Source organism: Halobacillus salinus (assembly GCF_004684905.1).
Lineage (GTDB): Bacteria > Bacillota > Bacilli > Bacillales > Halobacillaceae > Halobacillus > Halobacillus salinus.
The window spans coordinates 351,105-377,503 of the sequence record NZ_SRJC01000001.1; the positions used below are offsets into that span (position 1 = coordinate 351,105).

Sequence of the window (26,399 nt, forward strand, 5' to 3'; positions counted from 1 at the left end):
TCCCTCTACAGAAGAGGGACTCCCTTTTTTGTGAAATGCTAGAATCCCTTGGGGGTATTGGTTGAGAGAGGTACAAAGGCGCCATGAAAGTGTATATAGAGAAATTTTGTGATAAATTTCAGCAATTTACAACGAAATTTTGGTATTATAGGAATAAGTCCTCAAAGAAAAAAGAGGAGGAATCATCCTCCTTTTACCAATCATTATAACTTTTGTCCGTATGAAAGTGTTTGAAGCGATTAGCTCTTGAGAGTTTTTTACTCTTGTTCTCTTCTTCCATAGAAACCGTAAGAACTTGAATTCCATGGTTTTCACGTAGTTTCCGCAGCTTGTAGATTTGGTCATAAGTCCATTCATCGTATGCAATGGAGGAGAAATGGAAGCTTTCCCACATGATGCCGTCTACATAAGGATACGTAGCGGTGGCAAGCGTGTCGAACCCCCAGTTTTGGATCATAGACAAATCAGGGTGTTCTTCCCTCACACTTTCCATCCACGTAACCATCCCCTCCCTTTGCTTGTAAAGAACGTCCGGATTACCTTGGTGTTCATTGTCAATATCACCTACAGTATCAAGAAAAGCACCATCCAGGCCTTTATCGACGATCTGCTTCGTGACTTCGGTTCGGAGCACCTTTTGATAATGAGGGGAGGTGATGTCCGTTAGGTAAGAGTCCCATTCGGAATAGTAGATACGTTCTCCATCACGATGAAAGAAATCTTCTTCGTTAAGCTTTCCAAACAAATCCGTGTTCCACTTATCAGCTTCCATCGTATTAATGTAGCCGTAGACGAGTGTTCCACCTTTTTGGATTTCTGTGATCTGTCTTTGACTATAGTAGATCGGTTCAATGATGACCAAGTCGTAGTTTCCCATTTCATCAATGATTGCTGGGGTAGGTTCGTCATAGTAGATCTTGTAATCGTAAACGGGGTACAGTGGATTTTGGGCTGAGGCATTGTGTTTACTCGATGATAAGACAACAGAACTGATCAACAGAACAGAAGATACAAGCCAAACATGTATTCTTGATTTCATGCAAGGTCCTCCTGATTATTTGTTTACTATTACTATACCATGATTTGAAGGTGAAGAATCGTTAGAGGGGTGTTCAAGATGTTTTATAAACAAACCAGTACTGTGAGAAAGGTAATAGAATTGCTAGTTATTCTGCTGATCGCAGGTTTTGTGGACCAAGTCTTCAGCTTGAATATGGTCGAGTGGGTGTTCAATCCATTCTTCATCATTGTCCTTCTTTTTGCTCTTCGTTATGGATTGGTAATGGGGCTTGCCAGTTTTCTACTCACTCTCGGCTACTACATGATCGAGATGTCCCTCTCAGGAGGAGATGTCTTCCTCCTGTTTTACGACCCCGACAATTACGTGGAATTATTATATATATTAGTAGTTGCGGTCTTGGGAGGTTTGTTTTCCACCTCTTGGAAAGAACGCTACGAGTCTCTCCATTACACATATGAAGAAACGAATGATGAAAATATCGAAATGAAAGAAGTCATTGAGTTATTGGAACAGTCACAGCGCTCGATGCAAGAACGGGTCCTTGAAAGTGAGTACTCCCTGAAGAGGCTCTATGATGTCGCTAAGGCTCTGGATCAGCCTTCTCCAGACTTGGTGAGAAACGAAGCGATCCGTTTGATTGCAGACCTGTTCCAATCGGAAGAAGTCGCACTTTATCATGTAGATTCTTCCCAGCATGCGATGCGTCTGTTTGTCCGAAAAGGGAGCGGCGATTCGTTCCCACAGACTATTTTCATTGACCGCGGTTCGATGATGTACCAACGCTTATTTGCGGAGAAGACGATTACCATCCGCACCGTGCAAGACGAGGAAGATGCTCCCGTGCTCGCAGGACCTGTCCTGTCGAACGGAACGATCAAAGAAGTCCTCATCATCCGCGACTTGGACTTTGCCAGATTGACAAACTATGAAATTCAGATTCTATCCATCCTTCTAGACTGGCTCGCCGACCGTTTAGAGAAATCCCACAAGGCGATTATGAAAGAAGAAGAGAAGTGGATGTATCCAGGTACCGGGATTTATTATAAAGAAGCATTTGATGAGAAAGTACATGTCCAGGAAAAACGTAGTCAGACCTACGGGGTTCCTTTCAGTACTCTCAGAATGGACTTCAATGAAACGGAAGACAGGTCTCTCTTGGAAGTAGAAGTTATCCTACGGGCCTATTTAAGAGAGATGGATATCATCGGATATGACGAGGACAATCGTCAACTTCTTTTCTTGCTTCCTGGTACAGAAAGCTCGAAGTCTTCCATAGTAGAAGATCGAATTTCGAAATATCTACATGAAAAGGGTGTTCGCTATGCAGAATGAGTGGATGAATCCTTTTCCGATATTATTATTTTATGTCATACATGCTATCGTTGTTCTTCTTATTTATGGGCTGATCAGTAGAAGAATGAAAGAAGAAAATAAGGCAACATGGCAGTGGATCACGGCTGTCAGTCTGTTCCTTCCAGTAATCGGCGAGCTGTTTGGTCTCGTTGTTTGGTTCGTCGCTGGTAAATGGGGGACTAACGATATGTTGGATGATTATGATCAATACGTGAACTATAAACCACTTATGCTCGAGCAGCTGCGTACGGAAGCGAAGATGAGTGATGAACTGCTTCCTTTTACAGAAGCATTCTCTGATGAAGGCAACAAGCAGCGGAAAGACCTGATCCTCCGTTTGATCAATTCACGTATTGTAGATAAAGGGAAATACTTGAATTTAGGGTTGAACAATAATGATTCAGAGACCGTTCACTATGCTGCAACGACGATGAATCATTTGATAGACAACTACGTAAAAGAACTGCATCTACGTAAGCAGGAACATGAAACAGGAAATGCATCGACGCTTGAACCATTACTGTTAACGTATGATAGTTATTTGAATAGCGGCCTGCTCCAAGAAGCTGCCTATAAGCGGCTGGAGCAATCGTATATCGACTTGATGGAAGAAGAAGTAAGCAATGGAGTGGAAGCAAAAGTGTTATTCCACATGCTAGGAGAAGCTTATCTATCTAGAAGTCAGAAAGAGCAGGGTATGACAACCCTCACTATGTTGACTGAACATTTCCCTTCTGAACCAGAAGGGTATTTGAGTAAGATTCGTTTTTATTACCAAGAAAAAGATTGGAAAGGGATTCAGTCCACTCTAGCTGAACTGAGGGAACGTGTGCCGAAAGAGCGCATCCCGCATAATCAGCAGTTTGTTCTGGATCAGATGTGGGGGACTGCGCAGTGAAAAAGCAAACGATCATCCTCAGTGTGTTTCTCGTTTTCCTATTACTTGGCATGATCACGCTTTTCCAATTGATTCGCATGGAAAAGATGCATTTATGGCTGGCGCCCAAAACATCACCACAAGTGCAGGTGAAGACAATGACGGCAAGCGGAGCCCAACAAGAAGGGCAATCGTTGATGGTGTACCTTCATAAAGATGACAGTGAACTCTCGAGTCTTGCCATTGAAAACGTAGAGAAAACCTTAGACTATGCAAAAGTTCCGCATCAATCGATTTCCATCGAGGAAATCAAACAGCTAGAACCGTCTCCTTATTCGATTTTAGTGCTCTCGGGTGAACATACGAATAAGTGGCCGAAACCAGCAATCACGAAGTTTGTGGAAGAAGGCGGACGGTTGATGATTGCAGGACGCTTTGTAGATCCTGCTTGGAACGAACTCGTTGGAATTGAAGAATCAAAAGATTTTATAGGAGATATCTATGGAATAGAATTCGAACAGGAACTTTTCCCGGGCTATGTCGATCTAGTACCTGATGATGTACTACTGGACCATAGTATGGGAGAGGTAGAATTAAAAGCGGAATCAGAGCTTTATCTTACTGCAGAGGATCAACCAATGGTATGGACCTATCCTTACGGTGAAGGCAAAGTGCTGTATTGGAATACGACTGCAGTAGTGAGTAAAGTTGTACGAGGACTATTGCTTCAATCCATGTCACTTCTACCACCGGAATTCGTGAGTTCCCAAGCGGCAATCAAAGTGTTGCATATTGACGACTTTCCATCACCAGTCCCATATGAAACGTCAGAAAGCATATTAGAACAGTATGACCTTTCTATAAAGGACTTCTATAAAGAAATCTGGTGGCAGGATATGCTGGATATAGCAGACGATTACGATTTTGCGTTGACTGGATACATGATCGGTACGTACCGGGATGACATGAAAGTTAAAGGTGAAGAATTAATTGAGAGAAGCAAGTTTCCTATGTTGTATTTTGGTAGGAGCATACTTCGTTATGATGGTGAAATAGGTCTTCACGGTTATAACCATCAGTCCATGGTAACCGCGGATGAACCGACCAATCCAGATCTTGGTTATCGTGAATGGGAAAGCCAAGAGGCTATGGAAGATGCAATTGAAGAAGCTTCCAGTATGTTCTCGTACTATTTTCCTGACGAAGAACTGACATCCTATGTCCCACCATCCAATATCATAAACCGTACAGGAATCTCTGCTCTGGCGGAGTCGCTTCCAAATCTTCAAACTATAGCATCATTGTATATTACCGGAGATGAAGCTAGCTTCGAGCAAGAATATGAATTTGATGAGGAATATGAGGATATCTACCATTTCCCAAGAATAACAAGTGGCTACTTAGAGACGAAGTTCGATAAATTCTCGCAAACTGACGCCATTGCCCATCTCGGAGTGTTCGCACACTTCCTTCACCCGGATGACGTTCTCGATACGTATCGGTCCAATGGGCAAACGTGGGAAACGATGAAATCTCACTTAGTGGACATGGGAGAACATATTCAGACAAACTATTCCTACTTGGAACCATTGACTCAATCAAACGCTACGAAAAAGATGATCCAGTATCAAGAATCGGAAATCGAAGTCGACTATCAGAAAGATCAAATCGTCATCGATGGCACTGGTGTTGTGAATCCATCAACCATTTTCGTCCGTGTGGAAGAAGGAAAAGCCTTAGAAACTGGTACTTTCGATTTTGGTGAGGTGGAGGAATACGGTCACCACTTGTACTTGGTGACGATGACGGAGCCTGAGGCCAAACTGCAAGTCAAGGAGGTTACAGAATGAAAATCGGAATGGTTGTCGAAGGAAGTTATCCTTACGTAAGCGGAGGAGTTGCGAGCTGGGTGCAGATGGTGGTCCAGAAGATGCCGCAACATGAATTCGAAATCATCACGATCACTCCGGAGTCGATGACGGAGAAGGATTTCCGTTATCAGCTCCCGGACAATATTTCTGGTATTACGAACCTACCATTGAATTTGAAACAGTTTCAACGGAGGCGTCAACAACCGCTCACACCTGAAGATGAACAGGCGATCACAGATTGGATGATCTTCAATAGTACAAGCTCAGCGGCATTGGATGCCTTAGGACGTAAGCTTGGCAGTTCATCTGTGTTCTTCTCTAGTCCGCTATTTTGGGAGATTGTACAAAAGAGTTATCAGGAAGAGCAGCAAACTGGGTCGTTTATTGACTACTTCTATATGTGGCAAGGGATGTTCACACCAATCCTCGAGCTGCTTCAGTTCGATTTTCCGAAAGTGGATGTCATCCACTCTGCATCAACGGGTTATGCAGGATTAGTAGCTTCATTGATCAAGCGTCAGCAGGATATACCGTTTCTGCTGACAGAACACGGTATTTATTCTCGTGAGAGGGAAGAGGAAATTCTTCAAGCGAGTTGGATTGCGAGCTACTATAAGAAGAGATGGGTCCAGTTCTTTCATCATCTGTCCAAGCAGGCCTATGAAGACGCCGATCACATCATTACCCTTTTCCAGCGTAATAGTGAACTTCAGCTGGAGATTGGGGCCTCGGCAGATAAATTGATGATCATTCCGAATGGTATCCAATATGACCGCTTGTCGACTGTTCAAAAACTTCCAAAACAAGAGAATAAACTGGTCATCGGCGCTATCGTCCGAATTGTGCCGATCAAAGATATTAAAACGATGATCCAGGCAGCCAAATTGTTGGATGAGCGAGGGATACCGTTTGAAATGCATATTATGGGACCGTTAGATGAAGACGAGGAGTACGCGGACGAATGCTATCGCTTGATTGAACAATTGAATTTATCTTCCAGGGTTTTCCTTGTTGGGAAAGTCAATATTATGGAGTACTTGCCTATGTTCGATGTCTGCTTGCTGACAAGTATCTCAGAGGGACAGCCCCTCGCCGTATTGGAAGGGATGGCTGCCGGTATTCCGTGGATCGTATCCGATGTTGGAGCTTGTGCCGAACTGGTCTTCGGAAGAGAAGGAGACCCGTTTGGGCCGGCTGGCTTTACGGTACCTCCTGTCCATCCGGAAGAGGTTGCTCAGTATTGTGAGTGGTTTTATAACCATCCGGAAGAAGCGGAAAAGTTTGGGATGAACGGTAAGAGACGGGTGGAGAAGTATTACCAAGTCCATCAGTTCATCGATCAATATGTCGACTTGTATGAGGAAAGGAGAGTTGTGCATGGCGGGCATCGGGTTTAGGCTGCAGAAACTTTTCCAAGAGGATTATTTTTCATCCAGGATCAAAGCATATGCCTTTGCGGGGCTTGTGACGGCTGGACCGTGGTTGATTGTCATCGCTACGATCGCTTTGATTCAGTGGTTGACTGCTCAATTCACGGCGCTTGGCCAGGAAGAACGTGAGCTGTTCAACATTTCCGTTGCTTACTGTTTCATTTTCTCGCAAGTTATATTCGGCTTGCAGCAGCTGGTCGTCACTCGATATATTGCCGATTTGATTTATGAACGAAAACTTTCGGACGTGTTTCCGGCCTTCATCGGGATGAGCAAAGTAACCCTTCTATTAGCTCTCGTAACGTGGGGGGGTTTCGTATCTTTTTCTGCGCTTCCTTTTCTATATGAAGTATTGATACTAGCTCTCTATGTAACGATTAATATGATTTGGGTGCTGTTTCTGTTTTTGAGTGCGGCAAAGAACTATCAGGCAGTCGCCTACAGCTTTCTCGTTGGTGGAGTGATTGCTGTCGTTGCGGTAGTTGGTTTGGGAATGAATATCGAACGGTTCGTCATACCGCCTCACACAAGTAGTTTCATGCTTCTGCTCGGCTTCACGTTCGGTATGGTCGTGACCATGTTCGGGCTTCTGCTGTCGATGTTGATTACGTTCGGTGAACGGAAGACAAGTGGTCAGTTCAGTTATTTTCACTACTTTGACCGCTTCCCATCCCTGTTCTGGACGGGGTTTCTCTATAATACTGGTGTCTGGGTTTGTAACTGGACGATTTGGTTTGGAGAAGGTCGGTCCATTTTGATCGACACCTTCGTGTACCATCGAATATATGATACAGCAATCTTCTGGTCTTATTTAACGATTGTACCTGCTCTGATTATATTCGTCGTATCCGTTGAAACACGCTTCTATGATCGCTACCGAGTATTTTACGGCAACGTGAACTACGGTGGGACGCTGGACCAGATCAAAAGATCGAAGTCTAAGATGCAGCGCGTATTGAAACAAGAGATGGAGCGTCTAGTCCGAAGCCAAGGGGTCTTCAGCTTGCTGGTCATCTTATCGATTGGTTTTGTCGGAGAGTTCTTCAACCTCCAACCGATTCTGATTTCGATTTTCCGGTTCACCACAATAGGTGCCTTTGCCAATGCGATGGTGCTCGTCATTACGTTGATTTTACTGTACTTTGAAGACCGGAGAGGTGCAATGTACACGAGCATTTGTTTCTTCACGGCGAACCTTGTCTTATCGATCGCCTTACTGCCGCTCGGGTTTGATGGGTATGGATTGAGTTTCTCGATCGGTTCCACGATAGCGTTCTTGTTCGCAGTCATCCGTTTGATTACGTTTATTGAGAAAGTAGACTATCACGCTTTCTGCCAGCCGAATGAAACGAGAGTCAAGAAACCGAGAACGTTCTTCACCAGGACCGGGCAGTTGCTGAACCGTCAAAAAGCAAGTTGAGCAAAAGGGATAAGAAGCATCAAGCTTCTCATCCCCTTTTTGTTTCCTCGACAATCAACCATTCAATAACCTCTTCTCCTAGTTGGTAAAAAGAACTTGACCAATCATCCATTCGGAACGGCCCTTCGATCCAGACTGCTTCAGCAGGAATCTCGGAAGCATCTTTCACCTCCAAGCAGATGTGTCCTTGTAGAGAATCAGGCGACTCGATCAGCTCCACCAACCATTCATTTTTCTCCATAAACGCAATTTTTTCTTCTCCGAGCGTAAACCGTTTTACAACTTGGAACCCAAGACGCTCGTATATATCGACGGAACTGGTCAATTCCTCTACTGGTACTCCGAGATGATGCACCTTCATTTGAGAATCAGATTCATGTCCCCGAACTCATGCCACAAATAACCTTTCTCAAGCGCTTGATGGTACGCACTCATCAACTTCTTCTTTGGTAAAAAAGCCGTCAGCATATGCAGGTGACTCGCTTCCGGCTCATGAAAGCCAGTCAGCAGTCCGTCTACTGCCGCGATCGTATAACCCTCATCCACATAAAGCCTAGTCGTACCTTCTATTGGCTCGACCTCCCCATGTGAGGTGACGGCAGATTCCAGTGCCCGCACTACGGTTGTGCCGACCGCAATTACACGGTTCCCAGTTCTTCTAGTGTCCTGGATGAGTTCGGCAGTTGCTTCAGGCACACAAAACGCCTCCGGATGATTGTTAGGATTCGGCCAACGGTCTTTTTCATAATAGCTTAGCCCAGCGTGTAGCTGAATGAACGCAAGCCTGACTCCTTTTCGTTTGAGCTTCTCTAGCAACCCCCAGGTGAAAGCCCTCCCAGCAGACGGCATCTCTACAGAGCCAGGAACCGATCCATAAACTGTTTGATAGGTATCGAGCGAGAAGGGGCGATGGATATATTCATAGCGAACCGGCTCACCATTACGATAGATGAAATCGAGCAAGTTACTACCGCTAATCGAAAACTCAAGCGTAACAAGTGGGTGTTCACTACCATGACCAGTGATCATTGCTTCCACCTTTTCTTCAAGTTGAATCGGTCTATCAATTGCCAAGAAATCCCCTACCACAAGTGCTTCCCAGCTTGTGGATGATCGTTTTCTAGAAAGGCGAATCTCGAAGGTGTGATTTCCTTGAGATGCCTCCAGCACTGGAGGGATCGTACGACTGTTGTTCAAGACGAGCAGGTCCCCAGGGTTCAGGAATTGATCTATTTCGTTAAAGTTGTTGTGAAAGAGCTGCTGGTCCTTATCGATTGACAGCAAACGAACCTGGTCCCGCCTGCCGCGGACAATCTCAGCTGGTGTTTGGGCATTCAGATTCTCTGGTATGGAAAAAGCATGCATCAGACGGACGCTCCTTTCGCATCAAAGGATTGTGCTTCGAAGCGCTCACCGTTGTCCTTGCTTGTAGCAAGGTGGAGGAAGACATCAACGACGTCAGCTGGATCTGCAAGTTCATAGTCACAGTCTGGAAGTGCCGTCTCGTGCATGACTGTGTCCATTTCTCCAGGGTCGACGACATTGACACGCACGCCTGAGCCTTCGAGTTCATCTGCCCAGATCGCGGACAGGCCTTCTACACCGAACTTAGACACACTGTAGGCGCCCCACTCAGCTACACCATACTTTCCAACCTCTGAAGTGACGTTGATGATAGATCCTTGCTTTTGAGCGAGCATTCCTGGCAACACCCGTTTGGTGACAAGGAATGGATTCATGATGTTGGTCTCTATGACATCACGGAACGCATCAGTTGGATAATCAGCAAGTAACGTCGGTCCAGGACCGAACTTGGATGCATTATTGATCAGTACATCGATTCCCCCGAAGCGATCTTCTACAATCGAAACAAACCGTTCGACATCCGATGATTCTGTCACGTCTGCGCGAACAGCTACGACCTCTCCACCGAGCTCTTCTAATTCAGAAGCTGCATCTTCTAACTTTTCTTCCCCTCGAGCGCAAATGCCGAGTGCATATCCCTCTTTGGCAAAAGAGAGAGCAAGTGCTCTTCCTAGTCCTTTGGAAGCTCCTGTAATGATTGCTACTCTTCTATTCATCTAACAAAACCTCTTTCTTGTTAATGTGATGCTTTCATTTTATAAAGAAGAGGGTTTCTATGAATCGGGGGATGGAAGGAAAGTTCTGTCATTCATTGGCATGGGAGGTCCCTCGGTCGAAGGTCGTAGATGGGATGTGATAAACTATTTCTTGCATGAAATGATACGGGAGAGAGAACGGGATGAATATAAACACGAATGGACGCTTTTTTACGTCTTTACAAAATAAGAACAGCTATGACGAAGCTAGTCGCACGTGCATGGTGAATACAGTACGGAAATTAGTAGAGCAGGATACGGATATCGATCATCCTGGAATGCTGCTCGGGAAGATCCAATCCGGTAAGACACGCACGTTCATCGGTGTGATGGGGCTTGCCTACGATCACGGCTTTGACGCCGTCATTCTTTTGACAAAAGGAACGAACGCGCTCGTCCGGCAGACATATGCCAGGCTGACGAGTGAATTTGAAGAACGGATCGACGAGGATGATCTGCGTGTTTACGACATTATGGCGATGCCGGAGGCGCTGAGGAAGTACGAGCTGTCGCAGAAGCTCGCGTTTATTGTCAAAAAAGAAACGAAGAACCTCGACCGGATCAAGGAAACGTTCTTCGAGACGTATCCGGACCTTGCTCACAGAAAAGTACTCTTCATCGATGATGAGGCGGACTATGCGAGTGTTGCCTACGAACATAAGAAGGACCAGAACGTCACACATCTCCGGGTGCTTGCGACGAAGATCAATGAGCTTCGTGAGAACCTGACTGCTTCGTCCTTTTTACAAGTGACTGCAACTCCTTACTCTTTATACCTGCAGCCGGATGACATGACGATTCACGAAAACAAAGTCTATCAACCGGTACGACCGGCATTCACAGAACTAGTGCCTGTGCACGACCGATATGTCGGAGGGGAGACGTACTTTGATCAGGCAGAGAATGCTGGCCATTTCGCCTCTTATCTATATCATGAAGTGTCGGAGAAAGAATTGGACGCAATGAAGAAAATGGACCGGCGCAAGATAAAGATGGATCAGTTGCTCACGCAGAAATCGATTGCCAATATCCGTAGTGCTGTCATGAACTTCGTGGTGGGAAGCGTCATCAGGCGCATGCAGCAAATGAAGACGGGGCAGCGACCGGAGAAGTATGCGATGATCATCCATACAGAGCGTGGCAAACAGGCGCATGCCTGGCAGAAAGAATTGATTCGCAATATGGAGGACCAACTTTTCGCAGAAGCCCATCAAGCGTCCGCGTTATTACGTGAATTAACGGAAAGCTCTTATGCCGATTTGATGCAATCCGTTGCTACGTTTGAAGAATTACCACAGCCTGATTTTGAATCGGTGTGGGAAGGGGTGTTGGAAGCGCTGAAGGAGGAGTACTTGATCAGCACGGTCGTCAATTCTGAGAAGGATGTACATGACTTGCTTGATAAGCGGGGAGAATTACAGTTACGTGCACCGATGAACATCTTCATCGGAGGGCAGCTCCTCGACCGCGGGGTAACCATCCGCAACATGATCGGCTTTTTCTACGGACGAAATCCGAAGTCCTTCCAGCAGGACACAGTACTTCAGCATTCGCGTATGTACGGAGCCCGTCCACTCGAAGACATGGCAGTGACGCGCTTTTATACAAGCCAGCGCATTTACTCGGTCATGAAGCAGATCCACGAATTCGATACGGAACTCAGACGAGCATTCGAGCGTGGCGGTCATGATCAAGGCGTGGTATTTGTCCAGCGGGAAGAAAACAGCGAAATCCTGCCGTGCAGTCCGAACAAGATCATGCTCTCCAGCTTAACGATGATTCAACCGCATAAACGAATGCTGCCCGTCGGATTCCAGACCGGCTACAAAACCCATATACAAAAAACAGTCCGAGAGATCGACGACACCATTAAATCGGTGGTCAAGCAACAAGCGAAAGCTAAGCGGGAAGCCGCATACCTCGTTCCAGCGAAAGCCGTCCGAGAAATCTTCAGCCTGATCCATTCGACGCTTGAAATGGAAGAAGGACGTGAATTCCACCTTGAGGAATACGAAAGTGTCCTCGATTATTTAACGAGAGAAAACGAGCGTGGCGCCTATGTGTGGCTTGTCATCCGCGCCAAACGTCAGATCCAGCGGCTGAACGGCTCCGGACAATTTGAAAATTCCCCTGACACGCCTGGTCGTGGGCAAGGCGAGCTCAGCGTCGCCCGTCGTGTAGCGGAAGACTATCCTGCGCTTATCTTGCTGCGTCAGGAAGGGAAGAAAGAGCACGGCTGGCGCGGTACGCCGTTTTGGTGGCCGGTGCTTGTTGCTCAAGCCCGTACGAAGCCGACGGTGTTTGCCAACAAAACGGTGAAATGAGTTGATAAGATATTTAGTGGAGACTGATCGATATTCGTGCATTTGAATACCAATAAGGGTACGATAAAGATAAAAGGAGGTGGTCGTCCATGGACGAACAGAAACTCATTCAGCAGCATCTAGCGAACGAGCGGACTTACTTAGCTTGGATCCGGACAGCGATTGCGCTGATCGGGGTAGGTTTTTTAGCGACAACACTGCACATCAATGCCTTGCCTGACATGGGAGGATTCGGTGACAAGTTGTCCATCATTGTCAGCTTTTCTGCTTTGTTCTTAGGCTTCATGACGATCATCGGGGCGACCATCAATTATTATCAAACGAGACGTAACATCAACGAAGAACGCTTCCAGTCCTCACACAGAATCATCGCTTTCATGACATCTGTTGCTGTATTGTTGTTGGTGATGGTAACGGTGTATTTACTAATTGCCTAAGTGACGTTTTGGAAGGAAAGGAAGGTCGAAATGGAAGATAGAAACTCCTTCTGTGCCGTTTCTCGATGTGAAAAATCCTGAAAGGGAAGAGAGAGCCTCTATCAGTGACGTTTCGTCCGTTATTCACACTCAACATGTAAGAGAAGACGCCTATAGGTGACGTATCAAAACATTCATTTACTCAGAAGGGAAGATAATAAAAACCTCCAAGCTCGCGACAAGACAATGAGCTTGGAGGTTTTTATTAGTGTTGTAGCAAATTAAGAAATCGTTTCGTACGATCTTGTTGCGGGTTTTCAAACACTTCAGTCGGCGAGCCACGTTCCACTATATAGCCGCCGTCCATGAAGACGACTTCGTCCGCAACGTCTTTAGCGAAACTCATTTCGTGAGTGACGACTACCATGGTCATGCCTTCTTGAGCGAGGTCCTTCATAACTTGAAGAACTTCCCCGATCAGCTCAGGGTCGAGGGCTGAGGTCGGTTCGTCGAAGAGCATAACTTTCGGATCGATGGCCATTGCGCGAGCGATGCCGACACGTTGCTGTTGACCACCGGACAGTTGGTACGGATAAACATCCGCCTTGTCACCTAGTCCGACTTTTTCTAACAGACGAATAGCGACCTCGCGTGCCTCTGCCTTGTCGACTTTCTGTACCGTAACTGGTCCTTCCATGATATTCTGAATAACCGTCAAATGGGGGAAGAGGTTATAGTTTTGGAAAACCATGCCGGTCTGTTTGCGCAGTTCACGAATCTCAGGTTTCGTGACTTTTTGAGAAAAATCAATCGTCTGATCATCAATCGACACTTCCCCACGCTCTGGCTGTTCGAGTACATTTAGACAGCGGAGCAGGGTGGTTTTACCGGAGCCGGATGGTCCGATCACGACGATTACTTTTCCTTGGTCGACGTTAATACTGATATCTTTTAACACTTCAAGGTCTCCGAATTTCTTGGAGATGTTTGTCATGGAAAGCATGCTGGCCCTCCTTTCTTATTTCACGTACCTGTTCAGGCGTGCTTCAATTTGATCTTGAATGAGTGAAAGGATGAAACAGATCACCCAGTAGATAGCAGCTACCTCCATGTAAATGAGGAGCGGCTGGTAAGTTGTCGCAACAATCTCTTGTGCTTTACGGAACATCTCGGCTACGAGGATCGTAGACGCGAGTGACGTTTCTTTAACAAGTCCGATAAAGGAGTTTGATAAAGGTGGAATCGAAACGCGTGTGGCCTGTGGGAGGATGACACGCTTCAATGACTGCAAGTAGGACATGCCGATTGATTCGGCTGCTTCCCACTGTCCTTTATCAATCGATAGGATCGAAGCACGGATGATTTCAGATGCATAAGCCCCTGTATTTAACGATAGGGCAATCAGTGCTCCGACAAACGGATCGAACTTCAGAAATTCGATTCCCAAGTTCCCGAGTCCGTAGAAAACGATGAACAATTGAACAAGTAGCGGTGTACCACGAATGATCGATACATATACACGGGCGATTCCGCTGAGTAGTTTAACTCCGGAGATCCGGAACAGTGCCGTAATGACCGCCAATAGAAGTCCGATGAAAAAGGAAATCAGAGTTAAAGGCACTGTATAGTAAAGAACTCCTCTCATCAAAGGAAGAAAGGAGTCCTGTAAGGTTTGCAGGTCTGCTGCATTCAAGAAGATGTTATTGAGTAGATACATCTTCGCCAAACCATTTCTCGGAGATTTCTTTCAGAGTACCGTCTTCACGCATAGCAGCGAGTGCTTCGTTCACGGCCTCAATCAATTCCGGATTATCTTGGCGGAACATCATAGCTGTTTCCGCTGCGTCTTCTTGGCGGTCGACGATTTCAACTTTTGCATCTTCACGTTGTTTTAAGAAATCAAGAACGGATAGGCGGTCGTTGACCGTAGCATCCGCGCGTCCATTGGATAGAAGTTGCATCGCTGGGTTGAACCCTTCGACACTTACGATTTCTGCACCATGATCACGGGCAATGTCTCCGTAGTTACTTGTAAGAGACTGAGCGGCTTTCGCTCCTTCTAGGTCTTCAAACGTTTGAACGTCTCCACCTTTAGGTGCAACAAGAACAGCTGTTGTGTACGTATAAGGTTTTGAGAAATCATATTTCTCTTCACGGTCCGGGCGGATACCGACTTGGTTTGCAATCATGTCAAAACGCTTTGTGTTCAGTCCAGCGAACATGGAATCCCACTTCGTTTCCTTGAACTCTGCTTCCACGCCCATGCGCTTTGCAATTTCACGAGCGACTTCGACATCATATCCTGTCAGTTCATCTGCATCGTTGTGGAAGGTGTAAGGGGCATAAGTACCCTCTGTTCCGATCGTAAGGACACCTTTGTCCATCACTTGGTCGTAAAGGCTTTGTTCTTCTTCGGAAGAACCTCCATCACCGTTTGTTTCCTCTTGGTTTGTGTCTTCATCTGCTGTTCCGCAAGCAGCTAGAACAACGATTAATACGCCAAATAATAGCGCTCCTAATACTTTTTTCATTCGAATGACCTCCTCTATGTTTTTAATCCTGACAAAGTAGATAGGAATTATGCATAAAGAAATGATACAGTCTCTTGCACGATTCGTCAAAGGTATTGTTTACATTTTCAAAAAAAATAGCACAGAACCTTTAGTTCCGTGCTATTGGTACAGTCGATCGAGTAGATGGTCAGCGACGTGATCAGCTGGTATCGCAGCTCCAAATAGATATCCTTGTGCTTCATCACAGTCACAATTCTTCACAAACTCTAACTGTTGATTCGTTTCTACACCTTCTGCTGTCACGACCATATCCAGGTGTCTTGCAACGGAAACGATTGAATCCACGATGACTGCATGACTCGAGTCGTGGACCATGCCTTGAATGAAAGTGCGATCGATTTTAAGTCGGTCGATCGAGAACATGGATAAATAACTGAGCGAGGTATATCCGGTACCGAAATCGTCCATGGATATAGTTATTCCGTAGTCTTTCAGAGACTCGATCTTGGTTTGCGTGACTTCTTTATTCTCAATCGCAAGGGTCTCTGTAATTTCGATATCCAAATGGTGAGGTGGCATGCTGTTTCGCTCCAGCTCAGTTAGAATTTGTTCGATGAAGTCATGGTGTAGAAACTGCTTCGATGATATATTAACAGAAATCGGAAGCTCCATTCCTGTTGTCCTCACCCATTCTTGATATTGCCTGCAGCATTCCCTGATCGTCCACCGACCAATGTCTACGATGAGTTCAGACTGTTCGGCGATCGGTATGAATTCACCAGGCATGATCAGTCCACGGTCCGGGTGCTCCCATCGAATCAACGCTTCCACTCCTGCTACGGCTTGGTTTCTTAAGTCCATTTTAGGCTGGAAATGAAGAACATATTGGTCCTCATCCAACGCTTTTCTCATTTCTTCTTCAATAAGAATGTTGGCGATGTTTTCTTTCTCGACTGTATCGGAAAACTCTTGAAAGCCGTTTCGTCCATTGGATTTCACTTCGTACATCGCCATGTCTGCCCTTTTGACTAAAGTATTGAAGTCCGTGCCGTCTCCAGGGAAATAGGAAACGCCGATACTTAAGGTGATTTGTTTATGGTATCCTTCGAGGGTGAATAACTTATTCATTTCCTTTTGAAGTAAGCGGATGTTATCCATCGTTTGTTCCATGTTCGTATGATCCAAACATAAGAGAAATTCATCCCCTCCCATTCTTGCCGTAAACCCTTTCCCTTTAAAAGTCTCAAGCAGCCGATCTCCTACCTCCTTAAGCAATTGATCCCCAATGTAATGACCTAAGTGATCGTTGATGTTCTTGAATAAATCCACATCGAATAATACAACGGCTAATTGTTTCTGATGATCTTGATTCAACCCTTGAAAGGCGCGGTTCATACCTCTACGGTTTAACAAACCAGTCAATTCGTCTCGATAAGCCAAATATTCGATCTGTTCGTTCGCCAGTTTCTCTTTCGTTATATCCTGGGCAATAGCGTGGACTCCTGTAATCTTTTCATCGACCTTAATCGTAAAGCCCGTCACTTTCAGGTATGCATGCTGACCACTCTTTGTAATGAGGGTCGTTTCAAAGTGAGCCGTTCCACCATTAATGACATGTTGGTATTCTTGCATCGTCTTTTCTGCATAGTCCGGTGCTACAAGATCTTTAACTTTCAGCTTCAACATCTCTTTGTGTGTGTAACCGGTCAAATCGATGGCAGACTGGTTGCTGGCTGTAAAGTTCCCCTTTGTATCCAGAGTGAAGACGGCGTTCGGATTGTATTCGAACAAGGACCTGTAATGTTGTTCTTGGTCCTCCATTTGCCTGTTCTTGTGTTCTAACAATTCCTGTTGCTCCTTGAATTGAGTTTCTATATAAACAAGGGTTACGAAATATAGGACGACTGCACTTTTCCATTCGAATGAAGTCATCAACACACTTTGCTCCGCATAGAGACGTTCAATGAAAGAGTAGATCGTAGAGGAGAAAGATAGTCCAACAAGTCCGAGCAGCCCGATATATTTCTTCATCGGAACGGAGCGGTTCATGATGATTTCTTCTGCGTATAAATGTTCAAAGATCCGTGTCGTACAATAGATACCACCCGTCACGAATGTAAGGGAAAGCAGCGAATTTTCTAGGTCGATACTTGCAGATGTAAGGTAGAGCCCTGCCGTAATGTATGTAGAAGCTAAGAAGAAGGCAGAAACCAAAGCGCTGAAGAAGAAATGATACAAGGCACTGTTCCTTTGGAGGGACGTGACTTCCATTTTGTGTACACCAGCGAAGCTTGCTCCGAATAAAAAGGCGAATAAAATTGATATATTGGCGAAGGTAACCCATCCAAATGAAGGAATTTGTTCAGCAGAGAGTGTGAATGCCCCCTGAGAAGATAAGCTGAGAAATGGCAGAGCACTGAGGATTATGCCGGCAAAACATGCGATAAAAGCGGAAAGAAGGAACTCACGATTCTTCGTACTGACTTCACTTTTCAATGCATGGAATGTAATGTATAAAAGGCTCATGCAAGAGAAGGTTCCGATCAATATATAGACGAGTTGACTCCCCAATAAGAAAACCTCCCTATGAACTAATACTATATACCTGATTATACTGGGTTCTGCCATGATTCACCAAACAAAATGGTCGCAATCACACAATCATACCTCCCGACATAATATGGGCGGTAAGAGGTGGTGACAATGAAAGAGCTGAAACACGACCCACATGCCGTCGAACAGGAAGAGTGGAAGAAGCGGCAGTGGAAAGAACGAGGGAAACAATTATTAACCATAGCCTCTCCGGTATTCATATTGTTGTTATGGGAAGTTGTATCCCGCACCGGAATAGTGGATGCACGCTTCTTCCCGCCTCCGACGGAAATCGTCGGAACGTTTGTTTCTATGAGTGCAAGCGGAGAGTTGTTCCATCATATCGGCATCTCGCTGGTACGAATATTCGCAGGTTTTTTGCTGGGTGTCATTCCTGCGATTGTCATCGGACTATTCATGGGTCTTTATTCTCCTATTCGTCATTTCTTTTCACCGCTCATTATGGCACTAATGCCGATTCCGACGCTTGCACTCCTACCGATAATTTTGATCATCTTCGGAGTAGGGGAAGTATCGAAAATTGTAACCATAGCAGGCAGTGTCTTTTTTCCAGTTGTCATTAATACGGTCGCCGGTGTCGTCAATATTGATCGTATTTACTTGGATGTAGCTACAAACTATGGCGCAGACTCTAAGAATTTTTTCTTTAAAATTGCGCTACCAGGGGCGTTGCCGGTCATGTTGGAAGGAATCCAAATGGGGCAGGCGATTGCACTACTCACTATTGTCGCTGCTGAAATGATGGGCGCAAATTCAGGAATAGGGTACTTAATCTGGACATCATACAAAGCTTTCCTTTTACCAGAGATGTTTGTGGGGCTTGTGCTGATTTCATTTTTCGGCTATTTGTTCTCACTCTTGTTAAGAGGTTTGCAGAGTAAGCTTCTTCCGTGGAGATAGGAGGGTTATGATGAAAATCTCAATGGATGCACTGACGAAAGTATTTTATAAAAAAGGGCAGAGCGTCACCGCACTAGAGGGAATAAATCTCGGTATCGAAGATGGGGAATTCGTCTGCTTGATCGGACCTAGTGGCTGTGGGAAGACGACGCTGCTCCGTATTCTGGCAGGACTCGAGAAACCGAGCACCGGGGAGTTTGCCATCGCTTCAAGCGGCCAGGACCGCCCTTTGCAGTCGATGGTGTTTCAAGAGCGAGGGGTTATTCCTTGGCTGACCGTGAAAGAGAACGTGTCATTCGGTCTGAAGATGCGTCATGTACCGAAAGCAATCGTAAAGGAACGAACCGCCTATTATTTAGAAAAAGTCGGCCTTGATAAATTTGCACATCTTTATCCGAAAGAGTTGTCAGGTGGAATGAAGCAGCGTGTAAGTATTGCGCGCGCTTTTGCCAATGATCCTGAGATTTTGCTTATGGATGAACCATTTGCAGCACTAGATGAACAAAATAAGTTCATCTTACAGGAGGAACTGCTAAGCATCTGGTCGGAAACGAAGAAAACCGTATTGTTTATCACCCACAGTATTGATGAGGCGCTATTATTGAGTGATCGTATCTTGCTGATGACGTCACAGCCTGGGCGGATCAATGAAGAGATCCGTATCGATATGCCAAGGCCACGCACCATGGAGGACGTCCGCTCAGATGCGACGATGACAGACCACTTTGTCCGAATCCGGAATCATTTGGACCGTGAAGTACAAGGATCAAGAACGTAGGAGGCAACATCATGAAAAAAAGTTGGATGATTGTTCCGCTCTTTTTGTTGGCGCTAGTTGGATGTGGAGGTCAGTCTGATGATGGTGGCACCGTAGGGACAGAAGACGGAGATCTTTCACCACTTGATAAAAAAACGACCGTCTTGATTGCAGAAGATGGTGCTGCTTCTGGTGCAGGTTTTTATATCGCAGAGGAGAAAGGGTATTTCGACGCTTACAATATTGATGTGAAATTCACGAAATTCGCTAACAGCGATGATATGCTTCCCGCTTTAGCAGCTGGGGAAGTAGATATTGCCGGGGGAATTTCCACTGCTTCTTTCTTCAATGCCATTGCACAAGGCATTGATGTCAAAATCATTGCCGATAAAGGACATTACTTTGATGGAGCTTCTTACTTCTCCTTTGTCGTCCGCGAAGATTTGAAGGATAAAATAAAAGACTACTCCGACTTGAAAGGGAAAAAGATTGCCATCTCATCCCGTAACTCTGTTGATGACTACATTTATCATAAGATGCTCGAACACGCTGGATTAACGGAAGATGATGTGGAAACGGTTATCATGTCTGACTTCGGTAACATGTTGGCTGCGATGGGAAGCGGCTCGATTGATGCAGCCTTGCAAATCGAACCTCTCATCACGCAAGGCGAGAAGGAAGGACTTCACGTACGATTTAAAGATGCGACCGACTTCGCACCGAAAGCTCAGATCGCGATGGTGCTCGGATCTCCTGATTTTGTCAAGAAAGACAAAGACGTTTCATTGCGATTCATGACCGCCTACTTGAAAGGTGTCCGTGACTACAATGACGCATTCTTAAAAGATGAAGGAAAAGAGGAAATCATCGATATAATGACGGAATACACAGCCCTTAAAGATCCGGCGCTATGGGAGAAAGTAGCTGTAACAGGACTGGACCCAGATGGTGCTATGTTCGTTGAGGATATTAAATCCCAGTATAAGATGTATAAGAAAAACGGCGCAACACGTGGTGACTTCGACTTTGAAAAGTCTGTCGACACGTCCCTTACTCAAAAAGCCGTAGACATTTTGGGTGAATACAAATAATATTGATGCCGCACCTTGGTTCAGGGTGCGGTTTTCCTATTGGAGAAGTGTATAATAGTGGGTGAGGGAGGAATCTGCTATGAACTTTGAACAAATGAAAGACTTCAGTGCTTTTACAGAACTATCGCAGCGCTGCTATCCAGGAATGAAATTGAACTCGAAAGAAGAAAAGGAACGCTATACGGAACACCGGGAGAAGATGAACAAAGAAGAAACTATTCGTACAATAGGGTTATATGACCAAGAGAAGCTCGTTGGCGGATACATAGAATATGATTTCATCTCTAATTTGTATGGCTCTAAAGTGAACTCGGCTGGAATCGGGACAGTAGCGGTCGACCTGATGAACAAAAAGCAAGGAAACGCCAAACGGATCATACGGAAATTCTTGCACGATGCCCGTCAGAACCGACGTCCGCTTGCTATGCTGTATCCGTTCCAACCGTCCTTTTACAAACGAATGGGCTTCGGTTTGGGACCTAGGCTTCATACATATCGGTTTCATCCGTCCCAACTCCCTGCTTTTCAAGATACCTTAGGAACTGTAGAGCTTGGAGAGGAAGACATAAGCGCTGTGAGTAAGTGCTATAACGAGTGGGCGCACACGACCCATGGTGTCTCTTGCGATAAAGAAGCGTATGCATTCTCCTTTTTGAAAAAAGACGATCGCCATACTGTTGGGGTGTTCGAGGATGGGGAGTTAACTGGTTATGTGACCTTTGAATTTCAACAATTAGAAGAAGGGCACTTTTTGCAGAATGACTTGATCGTATCGAACTTCTTCTATAACTCGATCAAAGCGTATCAATCTTTGCTGCAGTTTCTACATAACCAAAAGGACCAAGTGCGTTCGATTCTCTTCCCGACGTTCGATGATCGTTTTTCCATGATCCTGGATAATTCATGTCACATAGATGAAACGTTGATTTTCTCGATCTACCATAAAACGAGCGAAGCGGGCCAGGGCTTGATGTATCGAATCGTAGACATTCCGTCATTCTTAGAATCGATTCAAGATCATTCGTTTGGAGACGAAACAATTCGCATCGGTTGGAAAATCGAAGATACTTTACTAGACGAGCACTATGAAGCGGTCTGGCAGTTCGAGGGTGGGAAGCCCAGCTTGACTGATCAACCCGCAGAAGTCACGCTGGAATTAGGAATCGGTGAGTTTTCTTCCTTGCTGCTAGGGTGTACGTCATTGAAGGACATACTTTACAGGGGAGCTGTAAAGTATGATGAAGCGGATGCTTTTGAGAAATCACTCGAGTTATTCGATAATCCGTTAGAGCCGGAGTGTTGGACATTCTTTTAAATAAAGGAGAGTCTAGATGACGCATATAAGAGTGAAAGGAGTGCAAGTCGATCAAGAATCGCGCTGCGCTCACTATCACGGAGAAGTAGATGTTATAGCATTAAAATCTCCTTGCTGTGGAGAATTTTATGCTTGCTACCACTGTCACGAGGAAATTGCGGGACACCCTCTGAAGAAATGGTCGAAATCAGATCGGGATCATCACGCCATACTCTGCGGTCACTGCCAGAACACGATGTCGATCAATGTCTACATGCAAACCAATGTGTGCCCCCATTGTGAGCATGCGTTGAATCCGGGTTGTGCGAATCATTATCCGATATATTTTGAAATGTCCTAAAGGGGGAGAACGCAGTGTTAGTGCTGCGTTCTTTTACTTGGGCTAAATTCTTTCATCAACTACTCAAAACTTGAACGAAACATGACGAATATTGTAGAGTGTAAACGTGCTTTATTAGGGAAAAGAATAAAAGGATCATTGGAGGGAGGAAACAAAGCATGACAGATCAACCAAAAAGTAACCCACTGGCGCTGATTCCATTTGGCGTATTCATTCTTCTGTTCATAGGATCAGGAATAGCGACAGGGGATTTCTATCAAATGCCGGTTCTCGTTGCCTTATTCGCTGCCATCTTAGTCGCGTTGTTCATGAATCGCGAGACGGATTTCCAGACGAAAATGCAGCAGCTTACACGAGGAGGCGGGCATCCGGATATTATTCTGATGGTGATTATCTTCTTGTTGGCCGGGGCGTTTTCATCGGTGGCAGAAGGCATGGGGGCGGTGGATTCCACCGTCAACCTGGGGCTATCTGTTTTACCTAGTAACTTACTAGTCGTAGGCCTGTTCATCATCGCGTGTTTTATTTCCATTTCGATGGGTACCTCGGTCGGTACCATTGTCGCGCTTGCCCCGATTGGGATGGGTGTAGCAGACCAAACTGGTATCAACGTTGCCATCACGATGGGATCGATTGTAAGTGGTGCGATGTTCGGTGACAACTTATCAATAATCTCCGATACAACGATTGCTGCTGTCAGGACCCAAGGCACAAAGATGAAAGACAAGTTCCGAGCGAACTTCTTCATCGTGTTACCAGCTGCTATCGTAACAGCTGTGATATTCGCATTCATAACATCAGATCCAGCGAATGCGGTACAAGGTGATACACCATATGAACTAGTGAAAGTCCTTCCTTATTTGGGAGTGCTCATCTTCGCTATTATCGGTGTCAATGTCATTTACGTCCTAATGGGAGGTATTCTGTTCGCAGGTATTGTCGGCGTAGCGACAGGCGATATAGGCTTATCCAATTTCGTAACCCTGCTTGGTGATGGTTTCCAAAGTATGCAGAACCTCTCCTTGCTTGTCATCCTGCTAGGAGGACTCGTAGAGCTGATACGCCAAAACGGTGGTATTCAGTTCTTGCTTGAAGCGATCAGTAGAAGGGCGAATTCGAACAGGGGAGGAGAATTCGGTATCGCAGGTCTTGTAAGTGCTGTTAACTTGTCGACTGCAAATAATACGATTTCGATTATTACAGCTGGGCCACTTGCAAAGCAGATATCAGACGAATATGGGATCGATGCCAAACGTTCGGCAAGTATTCTGGATATTTTCTCAAGTTCCGTGCAGGGGCTTCTGCCGTATGGCGCTCAGGTTCTATCTGTTGCCGGTGTTGCAAGCATTTCGCCAGTTGCGATTGTGCCGTTTTGTATCTATCCGATTTTACTTGCGTTGAGCGGAATTTTGGCGATTGTCTTCCGTTTTCCAAAGTTTACGTTGTAATACATGAATAGGGGATGAGCTTGTGATTGAAGTAGTAGAAGTCCAGTCCCATCACCTTGAAGCTATGCACAGGTGGGAGATGGACGAAACATTGCAAGTCAAAACGGGAATCGAGGTACCTAGGACGTATGAACAGTTTCTAGACTCTTACCATTCCTATAGTCGCGGTGAAAAGCCCCATCTGTGGATCAACGTAATAGAGTTGGATGGTGAACCAATAGGTAAAATCGAACTCTACAAAACGTATATCGGGATCGTACTAGGTTTCCATAGAGGAGAAGGTTATGGGGCACAAGCTTTAGCGAAGTTTATAGAGAAAATAAAAAGTCAAAAGGAATTAAACCATCTATCAGCAGAAGTCTATGAAGATAATCTAGACAGCATAAACTTCTTTGAGAAAAATTCCTTCCGAAAAACGGGGAACGTGAAAGTCGAACGGTTCCGAGGAAGAGAAAGAAAATTGATCATTTTAGAACGAACCTTGTGAAGCCTCCATAATTGGAGGCTTACTTTTTTCCATTTAGCGGTATCTTTTGTCTTAAATAATTAGTATGATAGAGGTAACCCTAAAGTTGTGGAGGTGGTGTCACTGATGGAAGAAAAGCCAGTGTTTTATGATGGGTCACTGCACAGCACCATGACAGAATCGGATACTGATCATGAAAAACCGCTATTGGTAACAGACGAGATGCGCACAAGCATAAGCGGTAATCCTTTTTACTCAAAATGAGGCGTCTTCTTCGGAAGGTGCTTTTTTTTTTTGAGCATAATCATTGAAATTTCCTCAAGCATTCCTCATAATATATCTCGGATTCACAATAAATGATTTTGAGATAAAACATGAACTAATGTTTATTACAAAAACTATATCCAATGAATGAAGAGGAAAGGATTGATGAAGTAATGACAAAAGTATTGTATATCACAGCACACCCACACGACGACAAAGCATCTTATAGTATGGCTGTTGGTAAGGAGTTTATCGATCAGTATAAAGAAGTGAATCCGTCTCATAACGTAGTTCATATCGACTTGTACCGTGAGGATATACCTCAGATCGATGCTGACGTATTCAGCGGTTGGGGGAAACTTCAGTCTGGAGACGAGCTTTCCGCAGGCGAGAAGAAAAAAGTAGAGCGTTTGAATGAGCTATGCGAAGAGTTTATTAATGCGGATAAATATATCTTCGTGACGCCATTCTGGAACTTCTCCTTCCCACCAGTGATGAAGGCGTATATCGACTCCGTAGCAGTAGCGGGTAAGGCATTCAAATATACAGCAGAAGGCCCTGTAGGTCTACTGACTGATAAAAAAGCACTTCATATCCAAGCAAGTGGAGGTATTTATTCAGAAGGTCCTGCCGCTCAAATGGAAATGGGACACCGCTACCTTGGCACCATCATGCAATTCTTCGGTGTACCATCATTCGAAGGACTATTTGTGGAAGGCCATGCCTTGAACCCTGATAAAGCAGAAGAGATTAAAGAAGATGCAAAGGGCAGAGCGCGCGATCTAGCTCAAACATTTTAATTATAGACAAAAGAAGGAACTCCAAACTTTGGAGTTCCTTTTTTATTAGAGTTCTTTTAAATCTATGCGTCTGCCTTCTTTGTTCGAAAGAGAGGCCGCTTCGTTTACTGCAGTTAGCAAGTAAGCATCCTCTCGTGTTACGGACATGGTCTCGCCGCTTTCCATGGCATTCGCCCACTGTTCCATCGGCATTGGCAAATGTTCAGGCACATTGTCTGGCGTTTTCCATTCTTTCGTTCCTTGTCTGATACGAATCTGGTCATCTTCAATCATCAGTGTGCCTTCTGTGCCGTATAGCTCAAGCTGAAAAGGGCTGCCTGCTGAGAGAAAGCTTGTTTCTAGAATAGACAGAGCTCCTGAATCATAATCAAGCATGGCTACAGCGTGATCGTCTACACCGAGTTCTCTCATTTGAGGAAGCCGGCTGCTGACTGATTTCGGTTTGCCCATCAATCGGTTAGCGAGGTAGATCGGGTGTGCTCCGAGGTCGATCAGTGCACCTCCACCGCACTGTTCAGCATTGAAAAAGGTTTCAGGTAACCAGCCGTTTGGATGTGTTTCTGTTGGAACCGCTCCATTATGGGCCACGCGGCACCGCATCATCGTGATTGTGCCCAACACTCCTTCATCTACAACTTGCTGCGCATAAAGGTAATAATCCTTTGTCAGACGAGGAAGGGAGATCATGAAGGAAAGGTCTGTCTTCTCCATCATTTCCAATAATTCCTCACATTCTCTTGTCGTAAAGGCGAGTACTTTCTCGGTGAAGATATGTTTGCCTTTCTTAGCTGCTTTCTTTATGACTTCCGTATGTAAATTCGTAGGGGTGGAAACAATTACGGCATCGATCTCAGGGCTGTCTAGTAGTGTATCTAAATCACTTTCGAAAGGAACGCCGAGCTCTTCAGCCCAACCTTGACCGCGTTCTGGTTCTTCGTCCCATACCTTCTTGATAGAGAGCATTGGATTCTCTCGTGCTTCCCGTTCATAATCTACAGCATGCACGTGCCATTTACTAAGTAATGCTACGTTAATCATCATCAGCACCTCTTTTCTTCTT

At 45.3% G+C, this 26,399-nt stretch carries 25 protein-coding genes; 16 read left to right on the forward strand and 9 right to left on the reverse strand.

Annotated elements, in window-relative coordinates; translation table 11 throughout:
* Positions 1-193: 193 nt before the first annotated feature.
* Entirely contained in the window at positions 194-1,039 is an 846-nt protein-coding gene (locus E4663_RS02060) for a glycoside hydrolase family 191 protein (protein WP_135326523.1), read from the reverse strand.
* A gap of 78 nt (positions 1,040-1,117) precedes the next feature.
* On the opposite strand from E4663_RS02060, the gene E4663_RS02065 reads away from it, so the two are divergent.
* Genes E4663_RS02065 through pelG form a run of 5 tightly spaced genes read left to right on the forward strand, consistent with a single transcriptional unit; the run spans position 1,118 to position 7,972 of the window.
* Positions 1,118-2,353 (forward strand): histidine kinase, encoded by a 1,236-nt coding sequence (locus E4663_RS02065; protein WP_135326524.1) that lies wholly within the window; start codon positions 1,118-1,120, stop codon positions 2,351-2,353.
* Complete coding sequence (locus E4663_RS02070) at positions 2,343-3,272, forward strand: PLD nuclease N-terminal domain-containing protein (protein ID WP_135326525.1); 930 nt, start codon at positions 2,343-2,345, stop codon at positions 3,270-3,272. Before E4663_RS02065 ends, E4663_RS02070 begins: the two co-directional genes overlap by 11 nt.
* Positions 3,269-5,101: a DUF2194 domain-containing protein gene (locus E4663_RS02075; protein ID WP_135326526.1), complete on the forward strand. Its 1,833-nt coding sequence runs from the start codon at positions 3,269-3,271 to the stop codon at positions 5,099-5,101. Before E4663_RS02070 ends, E4663_RS02075 begins: the two co-directional genes overlap by 4 nt.
* Positions 5,098-6,519 (forward strand): GT4 family glycosyltransferase PelF, encoded by a 1,422-nt coding sequence (pelF, locus tag E4663_RS02080; protein WP_135326527.1) that lies wholly within the window; start codon positions 5,098-5,100, stop codon positions 6,517-6,519. The genes E4663_RS02075 and pelF overlap by 4 nt, the downstream gene beginning before the upstream one ends.
* Entirely contained in the window at positions 6,500-7,972 is a 1,473-nt protein-coding gene (gene pelG, locus E4663_RS02085) for an exopolysaccharide Pel transporter PelG (protein WP_135326528.1), read from the forward strand. Before pelF ends, pelG begins: the two co-directional genes overlap by 20 nt.
* 28 nt (positions 7,973-8,000) lie before the next feature.
* Here pelG and E4663_RS02090 read toward each other — a convergent pair whose 3' ends face one another.
* Genes E4663_RS02090 through E4663_RS02100 form a run of 3 tightly spaced genes read right to left on the reverse strand, consistent with a single transcriptional unit; the run spans position 8,001 to position 10,053 of the window.
* Positions 8,001-8,333, reverse strand: a complete 333-nt coding sequence (locus E4663_RS02090) for a VOC family protein (protein WP_135326529.1) — start codon at positions 8,331-8,333, stop codon at positions 8,001-8,003.
* Positions 8,330-9,337, reverse strand: coding sequence for an S-adenosylmethionine:tRNA ribosyltransferase-isomerase (locus E4663_RS02095; protein ID WP_135326530.1), 1,008 nt, complete (start codon positions 9,335-9,337; stop codon positions 8,330-8,332). The genes E4663_RS02090 and E4663_RS02095 overlap by 4 nt, the downstream gene beginning before the upstream one ends.
* The gene (locus E4663_RS02100; RefSeq protein WP_135326531.1) at positions 9,337-10,053 is read right to left on the reverse strand and encodes an SDR family NAD(P)-dependent oxidoreductase; all 717 of its coding nucleotides are present in this window, start codon (positions 10,051-10,053) and stop codon (positions 9,337-9,339) included. Before E4663_RS02100 ends, E4663_RS02095 begins: the two co-directional genes overlap by 1 nt.
* 182 nt (positions 10,054-10,235) lie before the next feature.
* Between E4663_RS02100 and E4663_RS02105 the strand changes: the two genes are divergently transcribed.
* Positions 10,236-12,416, forward strand: coding sequence for a Z1 domain-containing protein (locus E4663_RS02105; protein WP_135326532.1), 2,181 nt, complete (start codon positions 10,236-10,238; stop codon positions 12,414-12,416).
* Between the two features lie 89 nt (positions 12,417-12,505).
* Complete coding sequence (locus tag E4663_RS02110; protein WP_079479176.1) at positions 12,506-12,853, forward strand: YidH family protein; 348 nt, start codon at positions 12,506-12,508, stop codon at positions 12,851-12,853.
* A gap of 244 nt (positions 12,854-13,097) precedes the next feature.
* Here E4663_RS02110 and E4663_RS02115 read toward each other — a convergent pair whose 3' ends face one another.
* From E4663_RS02115 to E4663_RS02130, 4 genes are all read right to left on the reverse strand, one after another.
* Positions 13,098-13,835, reverse strand: coding sequence for an amino acid ABC transporter ATP-binding protein (locus E4663_RS02115; protein WP_135326533.1), 738 nt, complete (start codon positions 13,833-13,835; stop codon positions 13,098-13,100).
* A 15-nt stretch (positions 13,836-13,850) separates the two neighbouring features.
* Positions 13,851-14,549 carry an amino acid ABC transporter permease gene (locus E4663_RS02120; protein WP_135327548.1) on the reverse strand — a complete coding sequence of 233 codons (699 nt, stop codon included), beginning with the start codon at positions 14,547-14,549 and terminating at the stop codon, positions 13,851-13,853.
* Positions 14,533-15,363 (reverse strand): amino acid ABC transporter substrate-binding protein, encoded by an 831-nt coding sequence (locus E4663_RS02125; protein WP_135326534.1) that lies wholly within the window; start codon positions 15,361-15,363, stop codon positions 14,533-14,535. The genes E4663_RS02120 and E4663_RS02125 overlap by 17 nt, the downstream gene beginning before the upstream one ends.
* Before the next feature lie 141 nt (positions 15,364-15,504).
* Entirely contained in the window at positions 15,505-17,916 is a 2,412-nt protein-coding gene (locus E4663_RS02130) for a sensor domain-containing protein (RefSeq protein ID WP_158290404.1), read from the reverse strand.
* Positions 17,917-18,048: 132 nt separating this feature from the next.
* On the opposite strand from E4663_RS02130, the gene E4663_RS02135 reads away from it, so the two are divergent.
* The 9 genes from E4663_RS02135 (at position 18,049) to E4663_RS02170 (ending at position 25,339) form a co-directional block, all read left to right on the forward strand.
* Positions 18,049-18,858: an ABC transporter permease gene (locus E4663_RS02135; RefSeq protein ID WP_079479181.1), complete on the forward strand. Its 810-nt coding sequence runs from the start codon at positions 18,049-18,051 to the stop codon at positions 18,856-18,858.
* 7 nt (positions 18,859-18,865) lie between these two features.
* Complete coding sequence (locus E4663_RS02140) at positions 18,866-19,636, forward strand: ABC transporter ATP-binding protein (RefSeq protein ID WP_079479182.1); 771 nt, start codon at positions 18,866-18,868, stop codon at positions 19,634-19,636.
* An 11-nt stretch (positions 19,637-19,647) separates the two neighbouring features.
* Positions 19,648-20,706, forward strand: coding sequence for an ABC transporter substrate-binding protein (locus tag E4663_RS02145; RefSeq protein WP_135326536.1), 1,059 nt, complete (start codon positions 19,648-19,650; stop codon positions 20,704-20,706).
* 79 nt (positions 20,707-20,785) lie between these two features.
* Positions 20,786-22,021 (forward strand): GNAT family N-acetyltransferase, encoded by a 1,236-nt coding sequence (locus tag E4663_RS02150; RefSeq protein ID WP_135326537.1) that lies wholly within the window; start codon positions 20,786-20,788, stop codon positions 22,019-22,021.
* Between the two features lie 16 nt (positions 22,022-22,037).
* Positions 22,038-22,361 (forward strand): CHY zinc finger protein, encoded by a 324-nt coding sequence (locus E4663_RS02155; RefSeq protein WP_135326538.1) that lies wholly within the window; start codon positions 22,038-22,040, stop codon positions 22,359-22,361.
* A gap of 158 nt (positions 22,362-22,519) precedes the next feature.
* On the forward strand, positions 22,520-23,809 hold the full coding sequence (locus tag E4663_RS02160) for a Na+/H+ antiporter NhaC family protein (RefSeq protein ID WP_135326539.1): 1,290 nt from the start codon (positions 22,520-22,522) through the stop codon (positions 23,807-23,809).
* Between the two features lie 22 nt (positions 23,810-23,831).
* On the forward strand, positions 23,832-24,296 hold the full coding sequence (locus E4663_RS02165; protein WP_135326540.1) for a GNAT family N-acetyltransferase: 465 nt from the start codon (positions 23,832-23,834) through the stop codon (positions 24,294-24,296).
* Positions 24,297-24,401: 105 nt separating this feature from the next.
* Positions 24,402-24,539: a hypothetical protein gene (locus tag E4663_RS19925; RefSeq protein ID WP_168927323.1), complete on the forward strand. Its 138-nt coding sequence runs from the start codon at positions 24,402-24,404 to the stop codon at positions 24,537-24,539.
* Between the two features lie 173 nt (positions 24,540-24,712).
* On the forward strand, positions 24,713-25,339 hold the full coding sequence (locus tag E4663_RS02170; RefSeq protein WP_079479193.1) for an FMN-dependent NADH-azoreductase: 627 nt from the start codon (positions 24,713-24,715) through the stop codon (positions 25,337-25,339).
* Positions 25,340-25,384: 45 nt separating this feature from the next.
* On the opposite strand, the gene E4663_RS02175 is transcribed toward E4663_RS02170, so the two are convergent.
* Positions 25,385-26,377, reverse strand: a complete 993-nt coding sequence (locus E4663_RS02175) for a Gfo/Idh/MocA family protein (RefSeq protein WP_135327549.1) — start codon at positions 26,375-26,377, stop codon at positions 25,385-25,387.
* Positions 26,378-26,399: the final 22 nt, after the last annotated feature.

What these genes read in the sequence shown, in the direction of transcription:
- E4663_RS02060 (WP_135326523.1), bottom strand. Translation starts at nt 1,039, where the DNA reads ATGAAATCAAGAATACATGTTTGGCTTGTATCTTCTGTTCTGTTGATC.
- E4663_RS02065 (WP_135326524.1), top strand. Translation starts at nt 1,118, where the DNA reads ATGTTTTATAAACAAACCAGTACTGTGAGAAAGGTAATAGAATTGCTA.
- E4663_RS02070 (WP_135326525.1), top strand. Translation starts at nt 2,343, where the DNA reads ATGCAGAATGAGTGGATGAATCCTTTTCCGATATTATTATTTTATGTC.
- pelF (WP_135326527.1), top strand. Translation starts at nt 5,098, where the DNA reads ATGAAAATCGGAATGGTTGTCGAAGGAAGTTATCCTTACGTAAGCGGA.
- pelG (WP_135326528.1), top strand. Translation starts at nt 6,500, where the DNA reads ATGGCGGGCATCGGGTTTAGGCTGCAGAAACTTTTCCAAGAGGATTAT.
- E4663_RS02090 (WP_135326529.1), bottom strand. Translation starts at nt 8,333, where the DNA reads ATGAAGGTGCATCATCTCGGAGTACCAGTAGAGGAATTGACCAGTTCC.
- E4663_RS02095 (WP_135326530.1), bottom strand. Translation starts at nt 9,337, where the DNA reads ATGCATGCTTTTTCCATACCAGAGAATCTGAATGCCCAAACACCAGCT.
- E4663_RS02100 (WP_135326531.1), bottom strand. Translation starts at nt 10,053, where the DNA reads ATGAATAGAAGAGTAGCAATCATTACAGGAGCTTCCAAAGGACTAGGA.
- E4663_RS02105 (WP_135326532.1), top strand. Translation starts at nt 10,236, where the DNA reads ATGAATATAAACACGAATGGACGCTTTTTTACGTCTTTACAAAATAAG.
- E4663_RS02110 (WP_079479176.1), top strand. Translation starts at nt 12,506, where the DNA reads ATGGACGAACAGAAACTCATTCAGCAGCATCTAGCGAACGAGCGGACT.
- E4663_RS02115 (WP_135326533.1), bottom strand. Translation starts at nt 13,835, where the DNA reads ATGCTTTCCATGACAAACATCTCCAAGAAATTCGGAGACCTTGAAGTG.
- E4663_RS02120 (WP_135327548.1), bottom strand. Translation starts at nt 14,549, where the DNA reads ATGTATCTACTCAATAACATCTTCTTGAATGCAGCAGACCTGCAAACC.
- E4663_RS02125 (WP_135326534.1), bottom strand. Translation starts at nt 15,363, where the DNA reads ATGAAAAAAGTATTAGGAGCGCTATTATTTGGCGTATTAATCGTTGTT.
- E4663_RS02135 (WP_079479181.1), top strand. Translation starts at nt 18,049, where the DNA reads ATGAAAGAGCTGAAACACGACCCACATGCCGTCGAACAGGAAGAGTGG.
- E4663_RS02140 (WP_079479182.1), top strand. Translation starts at nt 18,866, where the DNA reads ATGATGAAAATCTCAATGGATGCACTGACGAAAGTATTTTATAAAAAA.
- E4663_RS02145 (WP_135326536.1), top strand. Translation starts at nt 19,648, where the DNA reads ATGAAAAAAAGTTGGATGATTGTTCCGCTCTTTTTGTTGGCGCTAGTT.
- E4663_RS02150 (WP_135326537.1), top strand. Translation starts at nt 20,786, where the DNA reads ATGAACTTTGAACAAATGAAAGACTTCAGTGCTTTTACAGAACTATCG.
- E4663_RS02155 (WP_135326538.1), top strand. Translation starts at nt 22,038, where the DNA reads ATGACGCATATAAGAGTGAAAGGAGTGCAAGTCGATCAAGAATCGCGC.
- E4663_RS02160 (WP_135326539.1), top strand. Translation starts at nt 22,520, where the DNA reads ATGACAGATCAACCAAAAAGTAACCCACTGGCGCTGATTCCATTTGGC.
- E4663_RS19925 (WP_168927323.1), top strand. Translation starts at nt 24,402, where the DNA reads ATGGAAGAAAAGCCAGTGTTTTATGATGGGTCACTGCACAGCACCATG.
- E4663_RS02170 (WP_079479193.1), top strand. Translation starts at nt 24,713, where the DNA reads ATGACAAAAGTATTGTATATCACAGCACACCCACACGACGACAAAGCA.
- E4663_RS02175 (WP_135327549.1), bottom strand. Translation starts at nt 26,377, where the DNA reads ATGATTAACGTAGCATTACTTAGTAAATGGCACGTGCATGCTGTAGAT.